Origin of the sequence: Bacillus sp. 103mf (assembly GCF_900116295.1) — a bacterium.
Taxonomy (GTDB): domain Bacteria; phylum Bacillota; class Bacilli; order Bacillales; family Bacillaceae_G; genus Bacillus_A; species Bacillus_A bruguierae.
Genome location: NZ_FPAF01000010.1, coordinates 1 through 23,770 on the forward strand (window position 1 = coordinate 1; position 23,770 = coordinate 23,770).

The 23,770-nt window shown below is 37.9% G+C and carries 24 protein-coding genes, 1 pseudogene and 1 riboswitch; of the genes and pseudogenes, 1 reads left to right on the forward strand and 24 read right to left on the reverse strand.

Features of this window, described 5'->3' with window-relative positions:
* The 14 genes from BM350_RS18565 to BM350_RS18635 all read right to left on the reverse strand — a co-directional run.
* The coding region (locus tag BM350_RS18565; RefSeq protein ID WP_211482633.1) for a thiol-activated cytolysin family protein at positions 1-377 on the reverse strand (377 nt) is incomplete at its 3' end.
* Between the two features lie 448 nt (positions 378-825).
* On the reverse strand, positions 826-2,223 hold the full coding sequence (sufB, locus tag BM350_RS18570; RefSeq protein WP_090916128.1) for a Fe-S cluster assembly protein SufB: 1,398 nt from the start codon (positions 2,221-2,223) through the stop codon (positions 826-828).
* Positions 2,224-2,272: 49 nt separating this feature from the next.
* Entirely contained in the window at positions 2,273-2,704 is a 432-nt protein-coding gene (gene sufU, locus BM350_RS18575; RefSeq protein ID WP_090916126.1) for a Fe-S cluster assembly sulfur transfer protein SufU, read from the reverse strand.
* A complete protein-coding gene (gene sufS / locus BM350_RS18580; protein WP_090916124.1) occupies positions 2,694-3,914 on the reverse strand; it encodes a cysteine desulfurase SufS in 1,221 nt (406 codons plus the stop codon). Before sufS ends, sufU begins: the two co-directional genes overlap by 11 nt.
* A complete protein-coding gene (gene sufD / locus BM350_RS18585) occupies positions 3,914-5,206 on the reverse strand; it encodes a Fe-S cluster assembly protein SufD (protein ID WP_090916122.1) in 1,293 nt (430 codons plus the stop codon). Before sufD ends, sufS begins: the two co-directional genes overlap by 1 nt.
* Before the next feature lie 16 nt (positions 5,207-5,222).
* On the reverse strand, positions 5,223-6,008 hold the full coding sequence (sufC, locus tag BM350_RS18590; protein WP_090916120.1) for a Fe-S cluster assembly ATPase SufC: 786 nt from the start codon (positions 6,006-6,008) through the stop codon (positions 5,223-5,225).
* Between the two features lie 237 nt (positions 6,009-6,245).
* Entirely contained in the window at positions 6,246-7,058 is an 813-nt protein-coding gene (gene metQ / locus BM350_RS18595) for a methionine ABC transporter substrate-binding lipoprotein MetQ (RefSeq protein WP_090916118.1), read from the reverse strand.
* 78 nt (positions 7,059-7,136) lie between these two features.
* Complete coding sequence (locus BM350_RS18600; protein WP_090916116.1) at positions 7,137-7,802, reverse strand: methionine ABC transporter permease; 666 nt, start codon at positions 7,800-7,802, stop codon at positions 7,137-7,139.
* Complete coding sequence (locus tag BM350_RS18605; protein ID WP_090916114.1) at positions 7,795-8,820, reverse strand: methionine ABC transporter ATP-binding protein; 1,026 nt, start codon at positions 8,818-8,820, stop codon at positions 7,795-7,797. The genes BM350_RS18600 and BM350_RS18605 overlap by 8 nt, the downstream gene beginning before the upstream one ends.
* 403 nt (positions 8,821-9,223) lie before the next feature.
* Positions 9,224-9,331, reverse strand: a riboswitch (SAM riboswitch).
* Between the two features lie 126 nt (positions 9,332-9,457).
* Complete coding sequence (locus BM350_RS18615; RefSeq protein WP_090916112.1) at positions 9,458-9,802, reverse strand: hypothetical protein; 345 nt, start codon at positions 9,800-9,802, stop codon at positions 9,458-9,460.
* Between the two features lie 154 nt (positions 9,803-9,956).
* Entirely contained in the window at positions 9,957-10,256 is a 300-nt protein-coding gene (locus BM350_RS18620) for a thioredoxin family protein (protein WP_090916110.1), read from the reverse strand.
* Positions 10,257-10,267: 11 nt separating this feature from the next.
* A complete protein-coding gene (locus BM350_RS18625) occupies positions 10,268-10,612 on the reverse strand; it encodes a toprim domain-containing protein (protein WP_090916108.1) in 345 nt (114 codons plus the stop codon).
* 425 nt (positions 10,613-11,037) lie between these two features.
* Positions 11,038-11,421 carry a glycine cleavage system protein GcvH gene (gcvH, locus tag BM350_RS18630; RefSeq protein WP_090916106.1) on the reverse strand — a complete coding sequence of 128 codons (384 nt, stop codon included), beginning with the start codon at positions 11,419-11,421 and terminating at the stop codon, positions 11,038-11,040.
* 41 nt (positions 11,422-11,462) lie between these two features.
* A complete protein-coding gene (locus BM350_RS18635) occupies positions 11,463-11,828 on the reverse strand; it encodes an arsenate reductase family protein (protein WP_090916105.1) in 366 nt (121 codons plus the stop codon).
* Between the two features lie 997 nt (positions 11,829-12,825).
* Between BM350_RS18635 and BM350_RS18640 the strand changes: the two genes are divergently transcribed.
* Positions 12,826-13,584 (forward strand): phosphatase PAP2 family protein, encoded by a 759-nt coding sequence (locus BM350_RS18640; protein ID WP_348272209.1) that lies wholly within the window; start codon positions 12,826-12,828, stop codon positions 13,582-13,584.
* 198 nt (positions 13,585-13,782) lie between these two features.
* On the opposite strand, the pseudogene BM350_RS18645 reads toward BM350_RS18640, so the two are convergent.
* From BM350_RS18645 to BM350_RS18690, 10 genes and pseudogenes are all read right to left on the reverse strand, one after another.
* Positions 13,783-14,013 (reverse strand): annotated as a pseudogene (locus BM350_RS18645) (PTS sugar transporter subunit IIC); the annotation flags it as partial.
* Positions 14,014-14,033: 20 nt separating this feature from the next.
* Positions 14,034-14,984 (reverse strand): L-lactate dehydrogenase, encoded by a 951-nt coding sequence (locus BM350_RS18650; RefSeq protein ID WP_090916100.1) that lies wholly within the window; start codon positions 14,982-14,984, stop codon positions 14,034-14,036.
* 228 nt (positions 14,985-15,212) lie between these two features.
* Positions 15,213-15,461 carry a spore coat protein gene (locus BM350_RS18655; RefSeq protein WP_090916098.1) on the reverse strand — a complete coding sequence of 83 codons (249 nt, stop codon included), beginning with the start codon at positions 15,459-15,461 and terminating at the stop codon, positions 15,213-15,215.
* Between the two features lie 13 nt (positions 15,462-15,474).
* A complete protein-coding gene (locus tag BM350_RS18660) occupies positions 15,475-15,660 on the reverse strand; it encodes a hypothetical protein (RefSeq protein ID WP_090916096.1) in 186 nt (61 codons plus the stop codon).
* A gap of 141 nt (positions 15,661-15,801) precedes the next feature.
* Positions 15,802-16,359, reverse strand: a complete 558-nt coding sequence (locus tag BM350_RS18665) for a TetR/AcrR family transcriptional regulator (protein ID WP_090916094.1) — start codon at positions 16,357-16,359, stop codon at positions 15,802-15,804.
* A gap of 3 nt (positions 16,360-16,362) precedes the next feature.
* Positions 16,363-17,085, reverse strand: coding sequence for an MBL fold metallo-hydrolase (locus BM350_RS18670; protein WP_090916092.1), 723 nt, complete (start codon positions 17,083-17,085; stop codon positions 16,363-16,365).
* 147 nt (positions 17,086-17,232) lie between these two features.
* Entirely contained in the window at positions 17,233-17,643 is a 411-nt protein-coding gene (locus tag BM350_RS18675; protein ID WP_090916090.1) for a cytidine deaminase, read from the reverse strand.
* A gap of 373 nt (positions 17,644-18,016) precedes the next feature.
* On the reverse strand, positions 18,017-19,801 hold the full coding sequence (locus tag BM350_RS18680; RefSeq protein ID WP_090916088.1) for an acyl-CoA dehydrogenase family protein: 1,785 nt from the start codon (positions 19,799-19,801) through the stop codon (positions 18,017-18,019).
* A gap of 344 nt (positions 19,802-20,145) precedes the next feature.
* Entirely contained in the window at positions 20,146-21,321 is a 1,176-nt protein-coding gene (locus BM350_RS18685) for an acetyl-CoA C-acetyltransferase (RefSeq protein ID WP_090916086.1), read from the reverse strand.
* A 15-nt stretch (positions 21,322-21,336) separates the two neighbouring features.
* Positions 21,337-23,718: a 3-hydroxyacyl-CoA dehydrogenase/enoyl-CoA hydratase family protein gene (locus tag BM350_RS18690; RefSeq protein ID WP_090916084.1), complete on the reverse strand. Its 2,382-nt coding sequence runs from the start codon at positions 23,716-23,718 to the stop codon at positions 21,337-21,339.
* Positions 23,719-23,770 lie beyond the last annotated feature (52 nt).

The window sequence follows — 23,770 nt, forward strand, 5'->3', positions numbered from 1 at the left end:
TCTGCAAAAGCTTTATTTGCAAGTTGTACTGCTCCTGGATAAGTACGATTAGCCACAGAATCAATAATTGAAATATCGACTGGTGAAGTTGTAAGTGATTTTTTCTCACGTTCAACTACTACAAATTTACCATTTGAATTTGTACTTTCTTTCGGAACAAAACTCTCTACTTTATCACCATTTACTGCTAAAACTTCTTGATTATTATACTTTAGATTTGCTATACCAGTATCAATGTCAATAGCTTTTTTTGTTGCATCAGCTGAATTACTTGTTTGTGTTTCAGCGAAAGAAATAGAAGAATAATTAAAAGTGCATAAGCCAATTGATAAACATGCTAGTAATTTTATTCCTTTAACATTATTTAGAACTTTCAAAATAATCCCTCCTTTTTAGAAAATTATACCATACACTTTTGACCCCTGTCTAATTATTTTAATATAACAAAAAACGAATTGAGAAAACCAAAGAATACCCGAGAACACTGAAAAATCCCTTACAAGAGAGAAAGAAAATAATTATTTTCTTTTTGATTTCTGTATATTGATAAAAATTCTGTTACTTACTCAAAGTAGACAGTTTTTCAGTGACTCCATGCACCCAGTCTTCTTTACTTCTTAACATCTTCAAGCTCATGAAAACTACCGTCACTTATCTTCTCCGAATCTTGAAGTGGGGAGGTCTTGCCAAATTCGACAAAAATAAAATACGTGCCCAAGTGACTTAAGCACGCAAGCTTGAAAGTCACTGCAGACACGTATCTACATGTTATCAAAATGATTGAAGACGATGCTTTAGGAGTCGGAAACCCTTGATATATAAGGGTTATCCAATACTACCTTCCATCTCGAATTTGATTAAACGGTTCATTTCTACTGCGTATTCCATTGGAAGTTCGCGAGTGAATGGCTCGATGAAGCCCATTACGATCATTTCTGTTGCTTCTTGCTCAGAAATACCGCGGCTCATTAGGTAGAATAATTGTTCTTCTGATACTTTTGATACTTTCGCTTCGTGCTCAAGTGAAACGTGATCGTTTTTGATCTCGTTGTAAGGAATTGTATCAGATGTAGATTGGTTATCCATGATTAATGTGTCACACTCGATGTTAGAGCGAGAGTTTGTCGCTTTTGGTCCGAAGTGTACGATACCACGGTAAGTTACTTTACCACCATGTTTTGCAATCGATTTAGAAACGATTGTTGAAGATGTATTTGGTGCTAAGTGAATCATTTTTGCACCAGCATCTTGGTGTTGGCCTTTACCAGCAATCGCGATTGATAATGTTAAACCGCGAGCGCCTTCGCCTTTTAAGATAACAGCTGGGTATTTCATCGTTAATTTTGATCCGATGTTACCGTCAATCCATTCCATCGTTGCGTTTGCTTCACAAACTGCACGTTTTGTAACTAGGTTATATACGTTGTTTGCCCAGTTTTGGATTGTTGTATAACGGCAATATGCATCTTTCTTAATGATGATTTCTACTACCGCACTGTGAAGTGAGTTTGTTGTGTAAACAGGTGCTGTACAACCTTCTACATAGTGTACGTGCGCGCCTTCGTCTACGATAATAAGCGTACGTTCGAATTGTCCCATATTTTCAGAGTTAATACGGAAATACGCTTGAAGTGGTGTATCAACTTTTACACCTTTTGGAACGTAGATGAATGATCCACCAGACCAAACTGCAGAGTTTAACGCTGAAAATTTGTTGTCTGTTGGTGGAATTACTTTTCCGAAATGCTCACGGAAAATATCTTCGTTCTCTCTTAATGCGCTATCTGTATCTTTAAATACGATTCCTAGAGCTTCTAGGTCTTCTTTCATGTTGTGGTATACAACTTCAGATTCGTACTGTGCAGATACACCCGCTAAATATTTTTGCTCTGCTTCTGGAATACCCAATTTATCAAACGTTGCTTTAATTTCATCAGGTACTTCATCCCAAGACTTTTCGGATTTCTCAGATGGTTTTACGTAGTACGTAATTTCATCGAAATCTAAGTCATTTAAGTCGCCGCCCCATTGTGGCATTGGCATTTCATAGAAGTGATTCAGTGATTTTAAACGGAAGTCTAACATCCACTGTGGTTCTTCTTTCATACGTGAAATCTCTTCTACGATTTCTTTTGTTAAACCGCGCTCAGCACGGAAAATTGAAACGTCTTTATCTTTGAAACCATATTTATAATCGCCGATATCTGGCAGCTGTTTCGCCATGTTCGTATGTCCCTCCTTGGATAACCTTGTTTTTAGGAAGTGATCTGCATTACTTCTCTTCGTTCAAGCCTTTTTCTAGCGCTTTCCAAGCTAATGTTGCACACTTAATACGCGCTGGAAATTTGCATACACCTTGTAATGCTTCGATATCCCCTAAATCAATGCTGTCATCATACTCTTTTCCTAGCATCATATCAGAGAAAATTTTCGAAAGCTTAAGTGCTTCTTCAATTTTCTTTCCTTTTACCGCTTGCGTCATCATAGAAGCGGAAGACATAGAGATGGAACAGCCTTCTCCTTCAAACTTCGCTTCTTGAACAATCCCGTCTTCCACTTTCATCGTAAGTTGAATGCGGTCGCCGCAAGTTGGGTTGTTCAAATTCACCGTAACACTGTCTTCTAATACGCCATGGTTACGTGGATTTTTGTAATGATCCATAATAACTTGGCGATATAACGTATCTAAATTATTAAATGACATTTGTGAAATACTCCTTTGTTTTCGTCAGCGCTTCGACAAATGTATCAATTTCTTCTTTTGTGTTATATAAATAGAAACTTGCACGTGCTGTAGAAGAAGCTTTTAGCCACTTCATTAGCGGCTGTGCACAGTGATGCCCTGCACGAACCGCAATCCCTTCTACATCTAATACTGTTGCCACATCGTGCGGATGTACTTCATCAACATTAAATGTAACAAGACCTGCACGTTTTTTTGGACCATAAATTGTAACACCGTCTACTTCTGATAGTCTTTCTAAAGCATACTGCGCTAATTCATGCTCATGCTTTTCAATATGATCAAGACCGATTTCTTCTAGGAAATCAATCGCAGCTCCAAGTCCGATTGCATTCGCAATAATCGGTGTACCTGCTTCGAATTTCCACGGAAGCTCTTTCCACGTAGATTCTTGTAAATCTACAAAATCAATCATTTCACCACCAAATTCAATTGGCTCCATATTGTTAAGCAATTCCTTCTTACCATATAATACGCCGATACCTGTAGGTCCGCACATTTTATGAGCGGATAAAGTGTAAAAATCACAGTTTAAATCTTGTACATCCACTTTCATATGCGGTGTACTTTGTGCACCATCAACGACCATAATTGCACCGTTTTGATGTGCGATTTCTGCAATTTCTTTTACAGGGTTAATCGTTCCAAGTACGTTTGATACGTACATGATGGAAACGATTTTCGTATTTGGCGTAATCGTTTGACGAACATCTTCTAATGAGATTGTTCCGTCTTCTTGAAGCGGAAGATATTTTAACGTTGCGCCTGTTTTCTTAGCAACTTGTTGCCAAGGAATGATATTACTATGGTGCTCCATATAAGAGATGACAATTTCATCGCCTTCTTTTACATTTTCCATACCATAACTTGCCGCAACTGTATTTAACGCCGTTGTTGTACCGCGCGTAAAAATAATTTCTTCCATAGATTTCGCATTAATAAACTTACGAACTTTCTCGCGTGCGCCTTCATACGCATCGGTTGCTTTCGTACCGAGCGTATGAACACCGCGATGTACATTCGAATTGTACTCTTTATAGTAATGTTCTAACGTTTCAATGACTTGAATCGGTTTTTGAGAAGTTGCCGCACTATCGAAATAAACAAGTTGTTTGCCGTTCACCTTTTGATCAAGAATTGGAAACTGTTTGCGTATTTCATGAATATCCATTAGCGAACTTTCCTTTCGATTACCTCAACAAGCTGTGCTTTTACTCCTTCGATTGGAAGCTCATTTACTACAGGTGCTAAGAATCCATGGATGACTAGACGTTCTGCTTCTTTCTTCGGAATACCACGGCTCATTAAGTAGTATAGTTGTGTAGGATCTACGCGTCCTACAGAAGCTGCGTGACCTGCCATTACATCGTCTTCATCAATTAAAAGAATTGGGTTTGCATCGCCGCGTGCTTTTTCATTTAACATAAGAACGCGAGAAGATTGTTGTGCATTTGATTTAGATGCACCGTGCTCAATTTTACCAATTCCGTTAAAGATAGATGTTGCACTATCTTTTTGAACACCGTGTTTTAAGATGAAACCTTCAGAGTGTTTACCGAAGTGAACAACTTTTGTTGTAAAGTTTTGCGTTTGGTTGCCACGGCCGATTGTTACTGTTTTTGTATCAGCAAATGAACCGTCGCCCATTAAGTTCGTTACGTTTTCAGAAATTGTGTTTCCATCGTTCATAAGACCTAATGCCCACTCAAGACGTCCGTCTCGTCCAACTACGCCGCGGCGGTTTACGTAAGATGTCACGTCTTTCGCTAATAAGTCAACCGCACCAAATTTCACTTGTGCGCCTTGTTCTACAATGACTTCTGCCACGATATTTGCAATACCTGTAACAGTTTCATTTGCCACGTAGTTTTCTACATATGTTGCTGAACTATTTGCATCTGCAACAAATAATACATGGTTATAAACGTTTGCTTCTTCGCCGTCTACTAAAAATACAGCTTGAAGTGGTGTTTCAAGAACAACGTTTTTCGGAACGTATACAAACGCACCGCCGTTGATTAGTGCAGCATGAAGTGCTGTTAAGCGATGCTCGTCAACTTTCACGCCATCTTTCATTAAATACTTTTGCACTAGTTCAGCATGCTCAGTTGCAGCTGTTACGATATCTGTAAAAATAACGCCTTTTGTTTTTGCTTCTTCTGCTAAGGAAACGAATGCAGTTGTACCACTGCGCTGTACAAGTACGTTATTATTTTCATCAATTATATTTTTCACTGCTTCTGGAAGTTCTTCTAAAGAACCTACAGGCTCTTGCTTTACAGTTTTACCTTTGCCGATAAAATCCCATTTATCAATTTTCGTTTTATCTGGCGTTGGCATTGGAAGTTCAGTTGCCTTTGCAAGAGCTTGTAAGCGGAACTCAGTCAACCAAGCAGCTTCATTCGCTTCGCTTGCAAATTGACGGATAGAATCTTGATCGAAAGGTAATGTACCAATTGTCATGTTTATTGCTCCTCTCTTACGCTTCTTGCTCTTCTGTTTCGTCTTCAATACCTAGTTCTTTTTTAATCCAGTCATAACCTTCAGCTTCTAAACGGTGTGCAAGCTCAGGGCCGCCAGATTTCACAATACGACCATTCATCATAACGTGTACATGATCTGGAGTAATGTAATTTAATAAACGTTGGTAGTGCGTAATCATTAAGCAACCGAAATCTTCACCGCGCATTTCGTTAATACCTTTAGATACAACTTTTAATGCATCGATATCAAGACCAGAGTCGATTTCGTCTAAGATTGCGATTTTTGGCTGAATCATCATTAATTGAAGAATTTCGTTACGTTTTTTCTCACCGCCAGAGAAACCTTCATTTAAATAACGTTGTGCCATTGCTGGATCCATTTCTAGGAATTCCATGTTTTTATCTAATGTACGGATAAATTTCATAAGAGAAATTTCATCGCCTTCTTCGCGGCGTGCATTAATTGCAGAACGTAAGAAGTCAGCATTTGTTACTCCGCTAATTTCACTTGGATATTGCATTGCTAAGAATAGACCAGCTTGCGCACGCTCATCTACTTCCATTTCTAATACATCTTCACCGTCGATGATGATGCTACCTTGTGTTACTTCATATTTTGGGTGACCCATAATTGCAGAAGATAAAGTTGATTTACCTGTTCCGTTAGGTCCCATGATTGCATGGATTTCTCCACCTTTTACTTCAAGGTTTACACCTTTTAATATTTCTTTGCCATCAATTGATACATGTAAATCTTTAATCGTTAATGTAGAACCAGCCATCTCAATACCTCCAATAATTCTCTATATACATTTTAAAAATTCCTAAAACGTTCACATTCTCATTTTATTCTCATTCTAATTTTATATCAAATAAAATGATATCGCAAACGCTGAAAAAATGTAACAATTTTTCTGCAAATACGAACAGGAATTTTCTGCACATTACATTATGATACACCTTTCTTCCTAATTGTATAAAGAAAAAAGGGCTAAGAATTTCCAGCCCTTTTTTTCACCTTATTCACTTACAGGAAGCACAGCTCCTTTGTATTCTTTCGTAATAAAATCTTGAATTTCTTTTGAATGTAATACTTCTACAAGTTCTTTAATTTCTTTTCTATTTTCGTCACCTTTACGAACAGCGATAATATTTGCGTAAGGAGAATCTGATCCTTCAATTACAATCGCATCTTTTGTTGGGTTTAATTTTGCATCAATTGCGTAGTTTGAGTTAATGAAAATTGCATCACCTTCATTGTTCTCATATAACTTTGGTGTAAGACCCGGTTCAACATCCGTTTTAAATTTCAAGTTTTTTGGATTTTCTACAATATCTTTTTCTGTCGCTTTTACAACATCTACGCCGTCTTTCAGTTTAATAACGCCGCCTTTTTGCAGAAGTGCTAACATACGTCCGCGCTCTGATACGTTATTACTCATAATTACTGTTCCGCCGTTTGGAAGGTCTTTTAAACTTTTATATTTCTTAGAGTAAATTCCCATAGGCTCTAAATGAAATTTCCCAGCATTTACAAACTTATATCCTTTTTCTTGGATTTCCTTCTCTAAATACGGAATGTGTTGGAAATAGTTCGCATCAAGATCTTTACTAGCTAACGTTTGGTTTGGTAGTACATAGTCTTGGAATTTTTTTATTTTTAATGTAATACCCTTTTTCTCTAATAATGGTTTCGCTTTTTCTAAAATAACCGCATGCGGTACGTTAGAAGCACCCACTACAATTGTTTTCTTATCTTTCTCGCCGCTACTACAAGCGGCTAATGCCAATACAAATACAGCAATAAGTACTGAAAATAATACCTTTTTCATGTTATGACATCCTTCCTTTTCGTAATATTCAAAATAGTATCTTTATAGAAAGTCTTCGTCTGAGACGAAAACTCTTCTTTATCTTTTATCAAGTCGCTTCGTAAAGAAGTCACCAAGCACTTGAATAATAAATACGATCACAAGCACAAGAATTGTTGCCATGAGCGTTACATCGCTATTGTTGCGCTGGAATCCTTCTAAATAAGCAAGTGTACCAAGGCCACCTGCACCAACTACTCCAGCCATCGCTGTGTAGCCCACAAGTGCAATCGCCGTTACCGTAATACCCGAAATGAGTGCTGGCAAAGATTCTGGTATCAGTACTTTTAAAATAATTGTACTTGTCTTTGCCCCCATCGCTTTCGATGCTTCAATGACACCTTTATCAATTTCACGAAGAGCAATTTCAACCATTCTCGCATAAAACGGCGCTGCTCCAACAATTAATGCTGGCAGTGCAGCACTTGCTCCAAGAATGGTATTTAGAAGAAACTTCGTAAATGGAATGAGTAAAATAATTAAAATGATGAACGGGATAGAACGAAAAATATTTACAAACGTACCAATTACAACATTGACCGGTTTGTTCTCCCATAAATTATCTTTTCCTGTAAGAAACAGTAATAATCCAAGAATAAGACCCAATACAAATGTTGCCAGTGTGGCAACTGTCGTCATATATAACGTTTCTCTAGTAGCTTCTAGCATTGTATCCCAATCGACATTTTGAAGCAGATTATCCATGTGCAATCACCTCCAGCTCGACTTGCTCTTGTTGAATCGTTGCAATTGCTTTTGCAATCACATCTTCGTCACCATTTAAATGGACAATTAAGCTTCCATACGCCCCGTTTGTCGTTTGCGCAATATTCCCTTGCAGAATGCTCACTTCCACTCCATCTTGCTTCATTAAATCCTGTAAAACTGGTCTTTCTACTGCTTCACCAATAAATTGCAGTTTCACGACCTTTCCTTCCGGGTATTTCTCTACTAAATGCTCAATTGCTTCATCTGCATCTTCAGAATCTGTTATTTGCTTAACGAAACGCTTTGTAATGTCTTGCTGCGGATTACGAAATACATCTAACACGCTGCCGCTTTCAACAATCTTTCCTTTTTCCATAACAGCAACGCGATTACAAATTTTTTGAATGACATGCATTTCATGTGTAATGAGTACAATCGTTAACCCAAGACGTTTATTAATATCGAGAAGCAAATCTAAAATTTGATCTGTCGTTTCTGGATCTAATGCGGACGTTGCTTCATCGCACAATAATACTTTCGGATTATTCGCTAACGCTCTCGCAATACCGACGCGCTGCTTTTGTCCACCACTTAGCTGAGATGGATACGCATCGCCTCGTCCTTCTAAACCAACAAGACGAATTAATTCATCTACGCGCTGACTTCGTTTCTCTTTTGTCACCCCAGCAATTTCAAGCGGGAAAGCAATATTTTCACGAACAGTTCGTGACCAAAGTAAGTTGAAGTGCTGAAAAATCATCCCGATTTCTTGACGTGCTTCGCGAAGTTCCTTACCTGTAATTGCTGAAATCACACGCTCTCCAATCGTAATCTTTCCAGACGTTGGTTTCTCCAATTGATTAAACAAGCGAATTAACGAACTCTTTCCGGCGCCGCTATAGCCGATAACCCCGAAAATCTCGCCTTTTTCTATTTGTAAATTCGCATCATCCACAGCAGTAACATCACCGTGTTTGGAGCGATATATTTTCTTTACATTTTCTAAAATGATCATCGATGTCACCCCTTTTTAATTAAAAAGCGTAAGCGGCTCGTTCAAAATCGCAGGGCGTTGGAGCTCTCGACCGAGAAGTGTTTTTTTACTTCGACCGAGAGAGCGAAACGACCGGAGATTCTAGCCGCTGGAGCTAGATTACACAAAAAGCGTAAGCGGCTCGTTTAGAACAAAAAGGCGTTGGAACTCCTGACACAGAGGCGCTTTTTGCCTCGTAGGAGGGAGTGAAACGACCGATTGTTCTAGCCACTGAAGCTAGATTATAAAAGCGTAAGCGGCTCTCCGCTATAGCCATAAAAACATCTTGTTGTTCGAGTGTCCTTCTACATCGAAACAACAAAAAAACCTTTCTGCTTTAAAATGAGCAGAAAGGTTTATATACATAAATTACTATTATCCTTTCCTCTCATCTCTCAAAGCATTCGCTTTGCAGGAATTGGCACCATTTCAACATAAGTTGACGGTTGCCGGGTTTCACAGGGCACAGTCCCTCCACCTCTCTTGATAAGAGAAAATCAGATATAAAATTCGTCTGATTTTATCGTTATAAAGTTTTCGTTATTTTATGTTTTGAATTGTATCAACGCATGAAATAGATGTCAACAGAAATTTTAGCCAAAAATAAACTTTCTGAAAGTTAAGCGCCAACTCGTAGCGGTTTACAAATATGAAATACAGATTCTAATAATAACATCGTTCGATAAGTCCCTTTATATGTAATCGCATTTCGGCGCAATAGCGACTGCAAGCGAACTTGACCTGTAATCAACAACCGTAAATCTATTTCTTGAGAACAAACAAGCCCTTCTGTTCCCACCACACCATTTATAAGTTCAATTTTCTCTCTTGAAATATTCAATGAATAACATTCATCTTGGAAAGTAAAACAAACAACCTTTTCGAATTGTGGTAATAGTGGTTCTAAGTGATATTGCGTATTGGCATATGTTACAAATGATTGAAGCAGTGAATACAATTTCATCTTCATCACACTCCCCATATCACGTTTTACATATTACCATTCCATTTCTATAACACGCTCTCCTGTATCATTCTCTCGACAAAAGCTGTATGAAAAATCATTTGTTTCTTACTATTTCCCAAGAAATATGTCGAGGCGGCAAAATTTTTGCCGCCTATTGTAATTCCATATATAAATATTCCACAGATTGAAATGCATATATTTTCTTTACAAGTTGATTCTTCTCAAATATAAGTAAACACGGAACACTTTCAATTTCATACTCCCGTGCAAAATGCGGTGCATAATTTACATTCAGCATCCCAATTTCTAAATGAGGCAACGCTGCTTCAACAACCGTTAACATTTTTTTAGCTAACTGACACGTACCGCACATTGGCGTATATACGTATAACACCGTTTTATCTTGATCTCTAACTGCAACTACTGCTTCATGTCCTGTCCAATCAATCATTGTACCCTTCCTTACCGTAAAAATTCTGTATAGACGTCAATGTCAGCTCCCCATAAAACGTTCGCTAAATGAGACGATGGTGCAGTCGCAACCTCTCGATACGAACGATCAATGTAAATATGTTCAGCCCGTGGAAATTCGCGACGAAACTGTTTGCGTAATTTCTCTCCTGCATCATCTGCGTCCACAAGAACATACACTTCTTTATCGTACAGCTGGTCAATGAGTTCATCCATTTTCGACAAACCAATTGTACCATTTGTACAAACAATTTCCACCGGTTCTCTAATAATTGCCTCGATCTTTCTCTTATCTGACTTACCTTCAACAATAATTACTTTGTCCACATAGACCACTTGGCATCACCCGATCACCATATACTATGATACAACCTTCCCTTTAGTATATAGTATATTCAATATTTCAATGTTGTTTCCTGTTTATTTTTGTGAAGAAAAGCGGAAGGGGCTCGCTCAGAAACATATCTAAGACAATCTCCATTCCTATCATCTCTAAGTAGAAAAAATTCTATGTTCTATATACACCCATTTTAATTTTTCAATATCTAAGTCGCTGCTATGTAGAACAAAGATAACCTATACTCACTTTCTCCCTTTGGTTTAATCCTTGCATGTGGGAGGAAAAGGGCCTGACCGCTTCTACACATAGCCAGATGCTCTCGCCCACCTAAAAAGACAGGTTTTTTTGTTGGTTTTTCAATTGGCATTTCGTATAATACAAATCAACTAAAAAAGGACAGCTCATAGCTGTCCTTTACAAATTAGTCTTGATTAATCATTTCCTCGTATTGCTCTGCAGTTAATAAGTTATCCACTTGACCTGCATCTTCAAGCTCAACTTTAATCATCCATGCACCTTCGTATGGAGATTCGTTAACAAGCTCTGGCTTGTCATTTAATTCTTCGTTTACTGCTACAACTTTGCCTGCTACAGGTGCGTATAATTCAGAAACTGTTTTAACAGATTCTACGCTTCCAAATGGCTCGTCAGCTTCAATTGTTGCACCAACTTCAGGAAGTTCCACGAATACAATATCTCCTAATTCGTGTTGTGCGAAATCTGTAATACCAATAATAACTTGGTTGCCTTCAACTTGTACCCATTCGTGCTCTTCAGAGTAACGTAATTGTTTTGGAATGCTCATGTCTGTACCTCCAATGAATGTATTAATTATGTAAAAGCACCTTATTGGTACTTTTTCCACACGCTTTCAAATTGCTCTTCATTAAAGCCAACCGTTACATCATTACCGCCTGTTACAATTGGTCGTTTGATTAACATGCCATCAGAAGCGAGCATGTCTAACATTTCCTCTTCGCTTGCATCTTTTAGCTTGTCCTTTAACCCAAGCTCACGGTAACGCATCCCACTTGTGTTAAAAAATTTTTTTAATGGTAATTCACTACGTTCATATATACTACGAAGTTCTTCCTTAGAAGGTGGATTTTCGACAATATGAACCATTTCATATACTACATCATTTGCATCTAACCATTTTTTTGCCTTTTGACATGTTCCACATTTTGGATATGAATAAAATATTACTGACATACACTCACCTACTTTTCACTATCCTTATCATATAAAAAATATCTTTTTATTTCAAACTTTAACTTATTTCGCTAAAAATTTCTTTTCTCCTGCAAAATCTTTGTTTTTTCGTACATTATTAAAGCAGTTTACTAATCGGAAAAATACTTTATCATAATATCCGCAATAATGACTCTTAATTTCCAGTCCTATCCTAAAACATTAATTAAACCTTTATATTAAAATACTAAAATTCTAATCATCTTAAATACAATATATTTAGACTTAGCAAAACAATTCACTCTTTAAAAAGGGTGTTACTAGTTTTCAAATAAAAGAAATAGAATATTCCTTTCTCATTTTTAATATGCAATATTGCATATTAAAAGGGATTGCTAATTTCATTATTTTAAAATACAATAAAAGTGTAATAACTAAATATTCTGAAAAGGGAGGAACTGGATATGGCAATTGCTATGGCAATCTTATCATTCCTAGGTGGAATAATTCCATTGGTACAACAGCTGTTAAAAGCATTTATGTAAACATATTTTGCACTTATTTTTAATAACTATCGCACAAATGATCTGTATATCAAATGAACAAAATTCTGATATACAGATCATTTGTGTAAGTTTAAAAAATTAAGAACAAAACACTAAGATTTTTTGAAATGAGAGACGACTTTACATTAGCCGTCTCTCATTTTTTATTATGTTAATTTTTATTCTTGAACTTATTATTTATATAGATTGATTTATTATTTCCACAATTTATTATTCTTTCATTTGAATAATTTGATTCATACTATAAAGTCGAACATATGCCTTAAACAAACGTTTGATTAAGACCACAAATTCGAACATACGTCTTAAACAAACGTTTGTTTAATTGTATATTCCCCTACACGCACCTATATCGGCAACTTACAATACGATATATATAAGTCACTGCTACGCAGAACAACCATGATCTGCACTCGTTTTTTCAATTTGTATTCATACAGTGACAAAACTGTATGGTTATTTGTAAAAAATGTTATAAAAAACGATGGTTCATTTGCAATTTATATATTATAATTTTCAGGTTCCATATTATTACATTAACAAATAGGAGAATTACTATGAAAAATAACAAATTTTCGGCCTTTATTCCATTATCTTATATACTCCTGCTCGTACTCGTAAGCCTTCTTTATGACGTACTAAATCACTTAACAGTAGGCGCTGTAAATGTAACAACAAAAGCAGACGAATGGATTCCATTTACTAAAGAATTTATTGTTCCATATTTACTTTGGTTTCCCTATTTATATGGCGCTCTTATTTATTACTGTTTTGCTGATCGAAAGCTCTATTACGTTACATTAAGTAGTGTACTATTAGGTAAACTCACTTCCTTTAGCATCTATTATATGTGGCAAACAACAGTAACACGCCCTGAAGTGATCGGCAATGATGTGTTTGCTAATTTAGTGCGCTACATTTATAGTATCGATCAACCGGTGAATTGTTTTCCTAGTATTCACGTACTCACAACATTTGTCATTATGATTACAGCCTATAAGCGAAAGGAACAAAACAAATGGGTATACGTCCTGCTAACATTTGTTGGCGTACTCATTATTTTATCTACTTTATTTACAAAACAGCACGCCTTTGTAGATGCGGTAGCAGGGGTCGTACTAGGAAGCTTCCTCTATGCCGCTATATACTATGTATTTGAATTACGTGAGCAAAAAGTTACATTGCGAACCGGACAATCGTATAATATATAACAACAAAAGCAGACTGTGGCTTCTTCAGTCTGCTTTTCTCTATGTAAGAGGAGATTTTCACATTGGCATATTTTTAAACACTCTTACTAGTCTTTAAGATTGCGGTACAGTCATGTCCCCATGTTTAATGCGACCCGCTTTTTTCAAAATTATATACAGTATATAAGAAACAGCTACTGGAATTACGATATAAGTAATCACCATCGCTGAGAAAATGACAAGTCCATTTGCTCCGATCATAAAAGCAATCCCTGCTCCAATTGCCGGCGCCATAAGTGATTTCGCAACAACTCCGATTGTAATTAACGTAGGAATATCAACAATTCTTCCTATATTCTCAATCAGTAGGCCAATTCCAAGAGATACGAAAATACCTTGTGCAATTCCTGCAGACCCTTTAAATATACGAGGCATGATATATTCCTTCATCTGTTTTACCTTCTTCTAATCTAGTAACCAATTATTTTCATATAGTCCCGTAAAATATCATTTGATTGTGCAAATTGGCTTTCTTCAGCTTCTGTTAAGTTCAGCTCAACAATCTCTTTTATACCATCTCTTGTTATGATAGCTGGGACACCTGTACAAATTTCATATTCACCATATTCACCATCTAGAATTGTTGATACAGCCATAACACGATAATCATCATTAAAAATAGAACGTGCAATATAAGCTAAGGAGTTCCCCGTGCCGTAATAAGTTGTTCCTTTTCGTTTAGAAATTTCCAAACCCGCTTTTGCAGTTTGTTCAACAATCGAATCTAAATCAATATCCGCAAATCGTTCTTTTTGCTCTTCTAAAATTTGGAGAATTGGTTTTCCGCCAACTGTTACGTGAGACCAAGCAACCATTTGTGAATCGCCATGTTGTCCTAATGAGTAACCGTGAATGCTACGCGGATCTACCTCAAATATTTCAGACAAAATTGTTCTTAAGCGAGAAGAATCTAAGGATGTTCCAGTACCAATCACGCGATTTCTCGGAAGACCGGATAACTTCCAAACTTGGTAAGTCATAATATCAACTGGATTAGAGGCAATTAAGAAAATGCCTTGAAATCCGCTTTCCATAACCCCTGATACGACACTTTCCATAATTTTTGCACCTGCTCTTAAAGTATCAAGACGACTTTGTCCCGGTTTTGGAGTAGGTCCTGCTGTAACAATAATAATATCCATATCCTTACAGTCTTCATAAGTTCCTGCATATATTTTTGTTCTTGTATTTGTAAAATTCATGCAGTGTGATAAATCCATCGCTTCACCAACTGCTCGTTCATGATTAATATCAATTAACACTAACTCTTCACAGATTCCTTGATTCACAATAGAATACGCACAGCTAGATCCAACTAATCCAGCACCTATAATTGCAATTTTTCTTGTACTTCTATTCATGACGATCTCCCCTGCTTCTTAATGTAGTCTTCTTTCTTTTATGTACCTTACACGTTTTATTATAGAAGTTTTCAGCATAGAAACCATGTACAACTTGTGAAATATTTCACAAATAATGTAGACATTTTATGTCCCTTTGTACATAATTTCGACAAAGTTCCATATGCTTTACTTTCACACAAAAACGAGTAACGTCTCAATCACGTTACCCGTTTTTTGATTCTGTTCTTATTGCATACTTAATTGACTCTTCAATTGCTGAACAATCGTTGGATTTGCCGGAGCTGCTGGTTGGTAATAATTCTTTTGCTTCGCGTATTCATACAAATTACGCTGACGCAATTCGTCTTGATTACGAATTTGAATTAACGTTTGATACAATTGCTCGTTATTCGTTTGAGCAATATAATTCGCATAGCCTGTTAAACTCGCATTTAATTCAGCTAAATAATCATTTACCATATCTTTTTCATTCATGTTCTTTACACCCCTATCCTAGAAAAGACATTAATCGTTGCTTCGTATTCTGTGCATCTTGCACATCTTTTTGCAGCATCTGCTTCAGCTGCGGATCCGTACATGCCTGTGCATACTCTTGTAATTTGTTAATAACTGTTGCATGCCCACCAATAAGATGACGTAAATTTTCCACCTCAAGCTCATTTAAATTTTGCATCGTAACAGCCTTCCTTTCTTTCTTCATTCAACATTTAGTATGTATTTCTTTTCAGATTGTATACACCTAAAAATCCCCACAACGCAAAAAACCTTAGAATTCCTCTAAGGTTTAACTTTCAAACTGTAAATCCAAATACGTCTATAATCGATAAACATATAATCCTTTTATAAAATTTCCTAACAATAGATGTAAACTCACGTCTAAATCCATCGGCAAGCCAAATCCACCTTGCTGTTCAATCGACGCAAATCCATGACAAATACTTCTCAGTCCACGCGTCGCATGAAGTGCATTTTCTCCTTCTAAACCGTATTGCTGTAAAATATGGAGGCAAAGCTCTACAATCCCATTACCAGCTTGTCGCACTTCTTCATCTCGTAAGAAAGTTGCTTCATACAATCCAGGATGTTTTCGGACAAACGACACGTACGCTTCTCCTAATGCATGAATTGCTCCATCCATGCTTTTATCCTCTACCGCCTCTTTCAGCGCCCCATGCAGCTGTTCTATTCCGTAAATACCAAGATTTTTTCGTACGTCTTGTAACCCTTTCACATGATTATATAAAGAGGGGGAACGTATTCCCAGCCTTTGCGATAATGACGCTAATGTTACTTCTTGTATCCCATTTGTATCTGCTATTTCTGCTGCTGTGTCTACAATTTTCTGTAATGTAAGTCCGATTCTCGGCGACATAAATTAACCTTCTTTCATACTTTCTACATTTCGCTTTGCTTCCTTAATAGCAAGTTCTATTGCAGCGCCTGGATCCTTTATCATTTTTCCATGTCCTGCCGCAAGCAAGGAAGGCTCATATTCTCTCATCTTCTCTGCACTCTGTAATGCTATTTCTTTATTCCACGTTGCCATTGCAGGAAACGGAAACCAAAATTTCATTTGTCCCGAAACAGCCATGCCCCCTCTTGTTTGAAATGCATCCCCGGCAATAAGAGCGTTATTTCGCGTATCAAGAAACGACATAGAACCTGGTGTATGTCCCGGCGTCATTATCGCAAGAAGCGATCCAATTCGGTCTCCATCTTCCAATAAAACATCCGGTCTTGTTTTCACTTTTTTAGGTACACCGCCTTTTATCGGTGTATTCGGTTCATCCCTTTGTAATGTCGTATCTCCTTCTAACAAACGCGCATCTCGCTTAGAAATATAAACAGGAACATCAGGAAGCACTTCCTTTAATGCGTCTAGCGCACCGATGTGATCATCACGTGCATGTGTTAATACAATATTAGTAATCGGTTTTCCTATTTTCTGAGCCGCTTGTAAGATACTTTTTGCGCTATATGGCAGTGCCGCATCAATTAAAGTTAAACCGTCTTCTTCCTCCACAAAGTAACAATTCACAGGAAACACTCTTGGTAAAAATGACAATTGATATACCGTTTTCTCATGCATCATTCTCATATTTCCAGCTCCCTTTTTACAAAAACTAATATCATTAGTTTAATTATACTAATGGTATTAGTTTTTGTCACTAGAAATTCCATTTTTGTGCAAAAAAAGAAGTAGTCGTTTTACATGACTACTTCTTTTTTCACCTACCTATTAAAATCATTCCGTACAATCTTTGTATGCCTCATACCAATGATACGGCTGTATTTCTTGTAACGTTTTGAAAATGAGTTTTCCCTCTCGAGAATAAATTGCCGCTTTCACATCTGACCCCCAATAAAATAAACGTTCTTGGCAAGTGCCGCATGGGGTCAATACCTTAAATTCGGCATGCTCGTCATCTCTTGTGACACAAATGCTATGCGTGATCCTCTTATTTAACTTATGTGCCTCACATATCGCTCCTGTTTCCATGCATAATTCAGTTGAAGCATTAATAACTTCAGGAGCAACACTAATCAATATATCGCCATCTTCCGTACACATTGCCGCCGCTCCTCCCCAGCCTGTCGGGTAGCGTTTCTTAACAAATTGAATAGCTGCTTCATATAGTTCTTGTTCAATTAACATAACATCAATACCTTTCTATATTGTCTCTTTCTCTAAAGGCCGCTTCTTCATCGCGTCACATAAAAATGAACTTTGGATAAAGTACATTCCTGCTAACAATAAAGTAATTGACCCGATCAAATACAATTGAGATGGCGGTACATAATCAGCTAATACTCCTCATCCATACTTACTTGCAATACAGTTTGGTACGATCGCCCGACGTTCCGCATGTCAAACATCGTCGAAGGATCTTTATCTTGTGTCGAATCGCCGATATATTAGAAAAATCGGCGATATATCACAAATATCGCCGATAAATCCACTACTTCTGCCGATATATCGTTGGACACGAAAGAAAGAGCTGCCCTCCAAGGCAGCTCCTTCACATTTATTAAACTGTATAACGCTCATCCTCTAACACTTTCGCTGCAATTTCACGTTTCTTCGGAATAACGTTAATTGGTGTGTGACGTGTTAGTTTACGAAGTGCAGATAACATCATGCGCAGCATATCGCCATTTTCAACAGCAATAATTGTTTCTTTTGCATCTGCTTCGATTTGGTTGAATGCTTCTTGGCAGAATACTTCTGTGTAAAGAACTTTTTGTTTGTTCTTCTCAAGGCCTGTTACTTTGATTGCTTTTTCTGTACGAAGAACAGCTGATTCCATTGCGTATAAGTTATTTACGATGTCTGCAATGTTCACAAGAACTTCTTGTTCTTTGTCTAAGCCTTTACCGTATTTTTGAACCGCTAAACCAGCAACCATTAAACCGATTTTCTTCGCGTTTTTCACTAAATGTTTTTGAAGTGCTAATGGCTCATCGCCTACTTCTTCTGGCATCATCATCATTAACTGTTCTTGTAATTTTTGTGCTTCTTGTAAAAGTGGTAATTCGCCTTTCATTGCTTTACGTAAGAACGTACCTGGTACGATTAAGCGGTTAATTTCGTTCGTACCTTCGAAAATACGGTTAATACGAGAGTCGCGGTACATTCTTTCAATCTCGTACTCTGCCATAAATCCGTAACCACCGTGGATTTGGACACCTTCATCTACTACGTAGTCTAATACTTCAGAACCGAATACTTTGTTTAAAGAGCACTCAATTGCATATTCAGCAATAGAAGCTGCAACAGCTTTTCCGTCTTTTACTTCTTCTTCGGATAATGTGCTCATGCGGCTTTCAAATAAACCAACTGTACGATATACAGAGCTTTCCGCTGCATAAATTTTCGCTGCCATATTTGCAAGTTTCTCTTGAATTAATGGGAAGCGAGCAATTGGTTGTTTAAATTGTTGACGTTGATTTGCATATTGCGCTGAAATTTCTAACGCACGCTTTGAAGAACCAACTGTACCAACACCTAATTTATAGCGGCCGATATTTAAAATGTTAAAGGCAATGACATGACCTTTACCAATTTCACCAAGGACATTTTCTTTCGGTACTAATGCATCTTCTAAAATTAATGTACGAGTAGAAGAACATTTAATACCCATTTTCTTTTCTTCTGGGCCTGTCGATACGCCTGGGTATTCTTTTTCTACGATAAACGCTGTGAAATGTTCGCCATCTACTTTTGCATATACAACGAATACATCAGCGAAAGCAGAGTTTGTAATCCATTGTTTTTCACCGTTTAATACGTAGTGTGTACCTTCTGCATTTAAGCGAGCCGTTGTTCTTGCACCTAATGCATCAGATCCAGAACCTGGCTCTGTTAATGCGTATGCAGCTAACTTTTCGCCTGTTGCTAACGCTGGTAAATATTTTTGCTTTTGCTCTTCGTTACCGAATAATACGATTGGTAACGATCCAATCCCAACGTGTGCACCGTGCGTAATTGCAAAGCCGCCTGCACGAGAGAATTTCTCTGCGATTAATGCAGAACTAACTTTATCAAGACCAATACCGCCGTATTCTTCTGGCACATCAGCACCTAATAAGCCAAGCTCGCCAGCTTCTTTTAATAAGCGAACAGAGCGATCAAACTCATGTTGCTCTAAATATTCAAGCTCTGGCAATACTTCATTTACGATAAAATCTTCTGTTGTTTTCGCAATTAATTTATGCTCATCGCTATAATCTTCCGGCGTAAAAACTTGCTCGATTGTAATATCATCAATTAAAAAGCTGCCGCCTTTTAATGCATTTCCTACTGTTTTTTCCATAAAAAATTCCTCCTTCATATTTTCATAGGCTGCTTCTCTTGTTATAAGAGAAGCTAGCCATTACTTTATTTGCATACCCTCTTGTTTCTTACACTGTTTATCTATCTAGGTCTATTTTTATTTATGTTGCGGTTATGTTAAACAAAAGGTGATATACACTCGCTCTCGCCCTTTGTTTTAAAACTTTGCGCGTGGCAGGAAAAGGCCCTGACCGCTACTATACATAACCAGTCCCTCTCGACCACTTAAAAAAATGCTTTTCTATCGGTTTTTCATAGAGTGACTGAGTAGTTACTCCGTTTTTATATTATCCAGTTCTAGTGGCTATACAGTCGGCTCCGCTTTTATAGTAGTTCAAACACTCCAGCAGCACCCATTCCGCCGCCGATACACATTGTTACGATACCGAATTGTTCATTGCGGCGTTTCATTTCATGAATAAGAGACAATGTTAATTTTGCTCCTGTACAGCCAAGCGGATGTCCAAGGGCGATTGCTCCGCCGTTTACGTTTACTTTTTCTTCATCTAGTCCAAGTTCGCGCATAACTTGGATTGATTGCGATGCGAATGCTTCATTTAGTTCAAATAAACCGATATCAGATAACTCTAAACCTGCTAATTTTAATGCTTTCGGAATCGCTGCAATTGGACCAATTCCCATTACTTCTGGCGGTACACCAGCTACTGCAAAGGAGCGGAATTTCGCAAGCGGCTTTAGCCCGTCGCTTACTGCTTTTTCACGATCCATTAGTAATACTGCTGCTGCACCGTCACTCATTTGTGATGAGTTACCAGCAGTTACAGTGCCGCGTACGTTAAATGCTGGGCGAAGTTTCCCAAGTATATCTAGCGTCGTATCTGCTCTTACTCCTTCATCTTGTGAGAACACCATTGTCTCTTCTTGCAGCTTGTTATTTGCTCCAATAGTGCGAAGCATTACATCAACAGACACTGTTTCATCAACAAACTTTCCTTCTGCTAATGCTTTTGCTGCACGCTGATGACTTCTTACCGCAAAGGCATCTTGCTCGTCGCGGGAAATGCCATATTTTACAGCGACTTGTTCTGCTGTATGTCCCATGCCCATATAATATTCTGGAGCCGCTTCAACAAGGCGGCTATTCGGACGAACAACATGCCCCATCATTGGTACTAAACTCATTGATTCAGCGCCGCCGGATAATACAGCCTCTGAATGACCAAGCATAATACGCTCTGCACCGTAAGCAATACTTTGTAATCCTGAAGAACAGTAACGGTTAATGGTAATAGCCGGAACGTCATAAGAAAGTCCTGCTAGCCCGCCAATATTACGTGCCATATTTAAGCCTTGCTCTGCTTCTGGCATCGCACAGCCGAAAATCAAATCGTCAATTGGACCGTCATAGTTATTCGCACGTTTTAACGTTTCTTTTACAACTAATGCTCCTAAGTCATCAGGACGTACTGTTTTTAATGATCCTCTCTTCGCTTTCCCGATAGGCGTTCTTGCCCCTGCAACAATAACAGCTTCTCTCATGAACAATCTTCCTCCTTAGTTACGTAATGGTTTTCCTTTTACAAGCATGTGCTGCATTCTTGCTTGTGATTTCATTTCGCTCACTAAACTAATAAACGCCTCACGTTCTACATCTAATAAATATTGCTCATCCACTTCTGTTCCGTATGGGACTTTTCCGCCAGCAATGACATATGCGAGTTTTTTCGCAATATGCAAGTCATACTCGGAAATGTAGCCAGATAAATGCATTGCTTCTGCTCCAAGCGCCAGCGTTGCATATCCTGTTTCCCCAACAACCGGAATCTTTTTACGAATCGGTGCTTTATAGCCTGCTTCATATAAAGTAAGTGCCTTTTGTTTTGCATCATATAGTAAGTGATCCCCATTGACGCTAATGCCATCTTTATCGCCTAAGAAGTTATGAGAAACTGCTTCTTGTGCAGATGTTGAAACTTTCGCCATTGCTACTGTTTCAAACACTTTGTTTGCGACTTTTTGCAGATCAAACTCAACACCATTTGCCATTTTGTTCAGATGTTTGATATATAGCTCTTTATTACCGCCTCCGCCAGGGATTAAACCAACACCAACTTCTACTAATCCCATATACGTTTCACTAGAAGCCTGAATACTAGCTGCCGGTAAGCAAACTTCTGTACCGCCGCCAAGTGTCATACCGTAAGGCGCTGCCACAACTGGTTTTGAGCAGTACTTAATTTTCATCATTGCATCTTGGAAGTTTTTCACGACCCACTCAATTTCAAAGTAGTTGTCATCTTGCGCTTCCATTAAAATCATTGCAAGGTTTGCACCTACGCAGAAGTTCTTCGATTGGTTCCCAATAACAAGTCCTTTATAATTCTTCTCTACTTCATCAACAGCGTAGTTAATCATTTGCGTAATATCCATGCCAATTGCGTTGCTCTTAGAATGGAACTCTAAGCAAAGAATACCGTCGCCTAAATCAATCAGGCTCGCACCGCTATTTTTCTTTAATACGCCATTTTTCTCTTTCAATTGTTTTAGAGAAATTGCCTTTTTATTACGAACGATTTGTTTGTATTCACCGTTATCATAGTAATAGCTCTCGCCATTATCATGTTTATAGAACGATGTAACACCTTTCTCAATCATTTCTTTTATCCAAGCTGGAACAACCCCACCGTTCTCTTCCATCTTCTGAACGGACTTCTCAACGCCAATTGCATCCCAAATTTCAAATGGACCTTGCTCCCAACCGAAGCCCCACTTCATTGCATTATCAATTGCGACAATATCATCAGCAATTTCTTTTGTAAGCTTCGCTGCATATAGAAGAGTTGGTGTAATAATGTTCCATAACAATTCACCAGCACGGTCCTTTGCATATACAAGCGCTTTCAATTTATTCGCTAATCCTTTTTCTTGTTTACTTAGCTCAATAGAAGCTGCTTTCAATTTTTTACGTGGTTCGTATTCCATCGTTTCAGGATTTAGCTCTAAAATCTCTTTTCCTTGTTTTAAGAAGAAACCTTGACCTGTTTTACTTCCAAGCCATTTTCTTTCTAACATATCGTGCATGAAAGCTGGTACTTTGAAGACTTCGCGCTCTTCTTCTTGTACATTTTCATATACGTTATTTGCAACGTGAACGAATGTGTCTAATCCGACAACATCTAATGTGCGGAACGTTGCGCTTTTTGGACGACCAATCAACGGACCTGTTACAGAATCTACTTCTCCAACGCTATAGCCGCGTTTTACCATTTCTTGTAGCGTCACAAGCAGTCCATACGTACCGATGCGGTTTCCAATAAAGTTTGGTGTGTCTTTTGCAACAACAACACCTTTGCCAAGTACATCTTCGCCAAATAGTTTCATGAAGTCTAGCACATGTGGATCTGTATCTTTTGTCGGTATAATCTCAAGAAGTTTTAAATAACGTGGTGGGTTAAAAAAGTGCGTTCCTAGGAAATGTTTTTTGAAGTCATCTGAACGCCCTTCAATCATCTTTTCAACGGAAATACCCGATGTATTTGAGCTCACAATAGAACCTGGTTTACGAACAGCTTCTACCTTTTCGAATACTTTCTTTTTAATATCTAAATTTTCAACAACAACTTCAATAATCCAATCAACATCAGCAAGGCGTTCCATATCATCTTCCATATTTCCCGCTTCAATTAATGCTAAGTTTCCTTTTACTGTAAGAGGAGCTGGTTTTTGCTTTAACAATTTTTGCAGTGCTCCGTTACTGAAACGATTTCGTACACTTTTATGTTCTAATGTAAGTCCCTTCGCTTCTTCCTCTTTCGTAAGCGTTGGCGGTACAATATCAAGCAATAATGTCGGTATACCGATGTTAGCTAAATGTGCAGCAATTCCAGAACCCATTACACCAGAACCAAGAACTGCAGCCTTTTTAATTTGGAACATCCAATTCTCCCCCTTATTCTTGAATGAATGCTCATTCAATTTTTCGACAAAC

Bases quoted from the DNA above. Each gene is read 5' to 3' on its own strand.
- metQ (WP_090916118.1), bottom strand. From the start codon at position 7,058: ATGAAAAAGGTATTATTTTCAGTACTTATTGCTGTATTTGTATTGGCA.
- BM350_RS18635 (WP_090916105.1), bottom strand. From the start codon at position 11,828: ATGTCAGTAATATTTTATTCATATCCAAAATGTGGAACATGTCAAAAG.
- BM350_RS18690 (WP_090916084.1), bottom strand. From the start codon at position 23,718: ATGTTCCAAATTAAAAAGGCTGCAGTTCTTGGTTCTGGTGTAATGGGT.
- BM350_RS18640 (WP_348272209.1), top strand. From the start codon at position 12,826: ATGGTTATTTGTAAAAAATGTTATAAAAAACGATGGTTCATTTGCAAT.
- BM350_RS18665 (WP_090916094.1), bottom strand. From the start codon at position 16,359: ATGTCGCCGAGAATCGGACTTACATTACAGAAAATTGTAGACACAGCA.
- sufB (WP_090916128.1), bottom strand. From the start codon at position 2,223: ATGGCGAAACAGCTGCCAGATATCGGCGATTATAAATATGGTTTCAAA.
- BM350_RS18685 (WP_090916086.1), bottom strand. From the start codon at position 21,321: ATGAGAGAAGCTGTTATTGTTGCAGGGGCAAGAACGCCTATCGGGAAA.
- BM350_RS18605 (WP_090916114.1), bottom strand. From the start codon at position 8,820: ATGATCATTTTAGAAAATGTAAAGAAAATATATCGCTCCAAACACGGT.
- BM350_RS18660 (WP_090916096.1), bottom strand. From the start codon at position 15,660: ATGCAAAATTTAAATGAGCTTGAGGTGGAAAATTTACGTCATCTTATT.
- BM350_RS18655 (WP_090916098.1), bottom strand. From the start codon at position 15,461: ATGAATGAAAAAGATATGGTAAATGATTATTTAGCTGAATTAAATGCG.
- sufC (WP_090916120.1), bottom strand. From the start codon at position 6,008: ATGGCTGGTTCTACATTAACGATTAAAGATTTACATGTATCAATTGAT.
- BM350_RS18675 (WP_090916090.1), bottom strand. From the start codon at position 17,643: ATGTTAATTGAACAAGAACTATATGAAGCAGCTATTCAATTTGTTAAG.
- BM350_RS18670 (WP_090916092.1), bottom strand. From the start codon at position 17,085: ATGAGAATGATGCATGAGAAAACGGTATATCAATTGTCATTTTTACCA.
- BM350_RS18620 (WP_090916110.1), bottom strand. From the start codon at position 10,256: ATGATTGATTGGACAGGACATGAAGCAGTAGTTGCAGTTAGAGATCAA.
- sufD (WP_090916122.1), bottom strand. From the start codon at position 5,206: ATGACAATTGGTACATTACCTTTCGATCAAGATTCTATCCGTCAATTT.
- BM350_RS18615 (WP_090916112.1), bottom strand. From the start codon at position 9,802: ATGAAATTGTATTCACTGCTTCAATCATTTGTAACATATGCCAATACG.
- sufU (WP_090916126.1), bottom strand. From the start codon at position 2,704: ATGTCATTTAATAATTTAGATACGTTATATCGCCAAGTTATTATGGAT.
- BM350_RS18650 (WP_090916100.1), bottom strand. From the start codon at position 14,984: ATGAATAGAAGTACAAGAAAAATTGCAATTATAGGTGCTGGATTAGTT.
- BM350_RS18600 (WP_090916116.1), bottom strand. From the start codon at position 7,802: ATGGATAATCTGCTTCAAAATGTCGATTGGGATACAATGCTAGAAGCT.
- gcvH (WP_090916106.1), bottom strand. From the start codon at position 11,421: ATGAGCATTCCAAAACAATTACGTTACTCTGAAGAGCACGAATGGGTA.
- sufS (WP_090916124.1), bottom strand. From the start codon at position 3,914: ATGGATATTCATGAAATACGCAAACAGTTTCCAATTCTTGATCAAAAG.
- BM350_RS18680 (WP_090916088.1), bottom strand. From the start codon at position 19,801: ATGGAAAAAACAGTAGGAAATGCATTAAAAGGCGGCAGCTTTTTAATT.